The organism is Xanthomonas populi (genome assembly GCF_002940065.1).
GTDB classification, from domain to species: Bacteria; Pseudomonadota; Gammaproteobacteria; order Xanthomonadales; family Xanthomonadaceae; genus Xanthomonas; species Xanthomonas populi.
In genome coordinates this window covers 1-3,175 of record NZ_MDEJ01000236.1, presented here as the reverse complement: position 1 = coordinate 3,175, position 3,175 = coordinate 1, and the positions used below count along the sequence as shown (strand labels likewise).

Annotated in this window: 3 protein-coding genes and 1 pseudogene; all 4 read left to right on the top strand. The window is 54.4% G+C overall.

Annotated features, from left to right (window positions below):
* Nucleotides 1-79: 79 nt before the first annotated feature.
* Nucleotides 80-1,102: pseudogene (locus tag XpopCFBP1817_RS20270) on the top strand (type II secretion system F family protein); the annotation flags it as partial.
* 6 nt (nt 1,103-1,108) lie between these two features.
* Nucleotides 1,109-1,972 (top strand): prepilin peptidase, encoded by an 864-nt coding sequence (locus XpopCFBP1817_RS20265; RefSeq protein WP_128418444.1) that lies wholly within the window; start codon nt 1,109-1,111, stop codon nt 1,970-1,972.
* 13 nt (nt 1,973-1,985) lie between these two features.
* A complete protein-coding gene (gene coaE, locus XpopCFBP1817_RS20260; protein ID WP_128418443.1) occupies nt 1,986-2,597 on the top strand; it encodes a dephospho-CoA kinase in 612 nt (203 codons plus the stop codon).
* Nucleotides 2,598-2,754: 157 nt separating this feature from the next.
* The gene (locus XpopCFBP1817_RS20255) at nt 2,755-3,144 is read left to right on the top strand and encodes a hypothetical protein (RefSeq protein ID WP_128418442.1); all 390 of its coding nucleotides are present in this window, start codon (nt 2,755-2,757) and stop codon (nt 3,142-3,144) included.
* Nucleotides 3,145-3,175 lie beyond the last annotated feature (31 nt).

Sequence of the window (3,175 nt, the reverse complement as noted above, 5' to 3'; positions counted from 1 at the left end):
TCGCTGATTTTTTGAAGGTATGGTCATCATCCAGTGCGTGTCACCACGGCTACGACTTGGTTGTTCGAGGTGCCCTACTAAAGAAATTGCGTTCTTTAGCCGTCAGATGGCTACTATGATGAAATCTGGTGTACCTATTGTGGGTTCGCTGGAAATCATTGGTGAGGGTCATAAAAATCCCCGCATGAGAAAGATGGTCGGCCAGGTTCGGACGGATATTGAGGGCGGCTCATCGCTGTATGAAGCCATAAGCAAGCATCCTGTTCAGTTTGACGAAATTTACAGAAACCTCGTTCGTGCTGGCGAGGGCGCTGGCGTTCTTGAAACCGTTCTCGATACCGTATCCAGCTACAAAGAAAATATAGAAGCACTTAAGGGGAAGATAAAAAAAGCGCTTTTCTATCCGGCAATGGTAATTGCGGTAGCAATACTTGTCAGCGCAATACTTCTAATTTTTGTTGTCCCGCAATTCGAAGAAGTGTTCAAAGGCTTTGGCGCCGACTTACCCGCCTTCACCCAGCTACTCGTAAACGCGTCGAGATTCATGGTTTCTTACTGGTGGCTTATGCTGCTCGGGACGCTTGGAGCGATTTTTGGCTTTACTTTTGCTTACAACCGCTCACCTGCAATGCAGCACCGCATGGATAGGTTAATTCTTAAGGTCCCAGTTATCGGCCAAATCATGCATAATAGCTCGATTGCACGGTTTGCACGTACAACTGCAGTAACCTTCAAAGCAGGTGTTCCACTTGTAGAAGCACTTAGCATTGTGGCAGGCGCAACTGGCAACAAGGTATATGAAGAAGCGGTGCTTCGGATGCGCGATGATGTGTCAGTTGGCTACCCTGTCAATGTATCAATGAAGCAGGTCAATCTGTTTCCGCACATGGTTGTTCAGATGACAGCCATCGGCGAAGAAGCAGGTGCACTTGATTCGATGCTGTTTAAAGTGGCTGAATATTTCGAACAGGAAGTCAATAATGCTGTGGATGCTCTTAGCAGTTTGCTTGAGCCACTGATCATGGTGTTCATAGGCACGGTTGTTGGCGGGATGGTCATTGGCATGTATCTACCAATCTTCAAACTTGCTTCTGTGGTGTAATTAAGAATGGCATTTCTCGACCAGCATCTCGGTCTCGGCTTTCCCGCCGCGGCCGGACTGGGACTGCTGATCGGCAGCTTCCTGAACGTGGTGATCCTGCGCTTGCCCAAGCGCATGGAGTGGCAGTGGCGGCGCGATGCGCGCGAGATCCTGGAGCTGCCAGACATCTACGAGCCGCCGCCGCCGGGGATCGTGGTTGAGCCCTCGCATGACCCGGTCACCGGCGACAAGCTCAACTGGTGGGAGAACATCCCGCTCTTCAGCTGGCTGATGCTGCGCGGCAAGTCGCGCTACAGCGGCAAGCCGATCTCCCTCCAGTATCCGCTGGTGGAGTTGCTGACCTCGATTCTGTGCGTGGCCAGCGTCTGGCGTTTCGGCTTTGGCTGGCAGGGCTTTGGCGCGATCGTGCTGAATTGCTTTCTAGTGGCGATGTCGGGCATCGACCTGCGCCACAAGCTGCTGCCGGACCAGCTGACCTTGCCGCTGATGTGGCTGGGCCTGGTCGGCTCGATGGACAACCTCTACATGCCGGCCAAGCCCGCCCTGCTGGGCGCGGCGGTTGGCTATGTCTCGCTATGGACGGTGTGGTGGCTGTTCAAACAGCTCACCGGTAAGGAAGGCATGGGCCACGGCGACTTCAAGTTGCTGGCTGCACTTGGCGCCTGGTGCGGGCTGAAAGGCATCCTGCCGATCATCCTGATCTCCTCGCTGGTCGGCGCCATCCTCGGCTCGATCTGGCTGGTCGCCAAAGGCCGCGACCGTGCCACCCCCATCCCGTTCGGCCCCTACCTGGCCATCGCCGGCTGGGTGGTGTTCTTCTGGGGCAACGATCTGGTGGACGGCTACCTGCACTTCGCAGGCCTGCGTTGACCGGGGCACGACGATGAGCGACTTCATCGTCGGCCTCACTGGCGGTATCGCATCCGGCAAGAGCGCCCTGGCTGCCGAGTTCGAGAAGTTGGGGGTGCCGGTGATCGATGCCGATGTTGTTGCTCGGCAGGTGGTGGCGCCTGGCCCTATCCTCGATGCCATCACCGAGCAGTTCGGCAGCGAGATCCTGTTATCGGATGGAACACTGGACCGCCAAGCGCTCCGCCAGATTGTCTTCGGCGATCCGGCGCAGCGGCGAGCTCTCGAAGCAATCACGCATCCTGCTATCCGCGCCGAGCTACAACGTGCGGCAGTGACCGCCGAAGGCCCGTACGCCATCGTGGCGATCCCACTCCTCGCCGAAGCTGGCGGACGGGCGACTTACCCTTGGCTCGACCGCACCCTTGTCGTCGATGTACCGGTTGCGCTGCAACACGCTCGCTTGATGCAGCGCGACGGCAGCACACCAGCACTTGCTGATCGGATGATTGCCGCGCAGGCCTCGCGTGAACAGCGCTTGGCCATTGCAGATGATGTCGTGAGCAACTGCGATCAGCCAGAGCTACTAGCAGTGGAAGCACGAAGATTAAATATGCAGTTTCGAACGGCAGCGATAGGAAATTGAATCCTCCACCTTAGAATCCTGACGCAGAATCATGCAGCAAAAATATAAATATAATCAAATTAAAACCAATACCCCCGCATTAAATAACATCAAAGCTAAGCAAAACTGACAGCACCACATTAGACAAATAGCAATATATCACTACAATGATGGAACTATGAAAAATCCAGAAGGGGTCATCGCACACTTTTTTAGAATGAAGAAGTCCATCTCAACTCATCACTTACGCTCAGTGGTTGTCGCGACTTTTTTGATCGCCATTTCCGTATTTTCTACAAATGCCTCTGCCGCCTGCACCCAAGAGGTTTACTCATTATTCCCCGAATCTAACACTCACTACGTTTATGAGGGGCACTGCGCAACATACAGCGAGGCATTTGCGACTTGCGCCGCATTGGCTAACAAGCATGGCTACACATCCGACTATTGCGGGCAGAGTGGCGGCAATACTCCGACTGAAGGTCGACTTGGCGGAGGCTGGTTTTGGGAGCAAAACACAATCAAAGGAGCCTCTAAAAACCCCAGCAATCTGCCATCATTGACTTGACGCCCTGCCAGCGGAGAACGACAGACATGAT

Excerpts from the sequence above, each read along its gene's own strand:
- XpopCFBP1817_RS20265 (WP_128418444.1), top strand. The coding sequence starts at position 1,109 with ATGGCATTTCTCGACCAGCATCTCGGTCTCGGCTTTCCCGCCGCGGCC.
- coaE (WP_128418443.1), top strand. The coding sequence starts at position 1,986 with ATGAGCGACTTCATCGTCGGCCTCACTGGCGGTATCGCATCCGGCAAG.
- XpopCFBP1817_RS20255 (WP_128418442.1), top strand. The coding sequence starts at position 2,755 with ATGAAAAATCCAGAAGGGGTCATCGCACACTTTTTTAGAATGAAGAAG.